The 514-nt window shown below is 48.2% G+C and carries 2 protein-coding genes; both read right to left on the reverse strand.

Annotated features, from left to right (window positions below; all coding sequences use genetic code 11):
• Window positions 1–317, reverse strand: a 317-nt coding sequence (locus R7R78_RS29545) for an alanine racemase (RefSeq protein ID WP_225475017.1), incomplete at its 3' end; no start/stop codon positions are given.
• 4 nt (window positions 318–321) lie between these two features.
• The coding region (locus tag R7R78_RS29550; protein ID WP_318119917.1) for a DnaB-like helicase C-terminal domain-containing protein at window positions 322–514 on the reverse strand (193 nt) is incomplete at its 5' end.

A 514-nucleotide genomic window follows, 5' to 3' on the forward strand; every position in this document is an offset into this window, starting at 1 on the left:
TCTTCACAGTGCACCACGGTTTGGATGTTGTTCGTCACTAACACAGGCAGATCGCCCGGCGAATAAAAACCTTCTAGCAAGAGAATCGGCTTTACCACACCACAAGCACGCAGTTGCAACGCTTCTTCAATGCGAGCCACACCAAAGGCATCGGCATGGTTAGCATGTTTCGCCACATGACGTAGACCATGGCCATAACCGTTGGCTTTCACTACCGCCATCACTTTACTTTCTGGTGCTTGCGCTTTCACACGCTGCAAGTTGTGCTGCAACGCAGACAAGTCAATGCATGCTTTTGCGGCTTTCATGTAGCTCATAGCATTACTCATCATCAATATCGAATGCTGGACCCGCGTAATTATCAAAGCGCGAGTGTTGTCCTTGGAATGTTAAACGCACCGAGCCAATAGGACCGTTACGTTGTTTACCGATAATTATTTCCGCAGTGCCTTTGTATGGGCTATCTGGGTGATAGACCTCATCACGGTAGATGAACATGATCAAGTCGGCATCT

It is taken from the genome of Vibrio sp. 2134-1 (assembly GCF_033339495.1).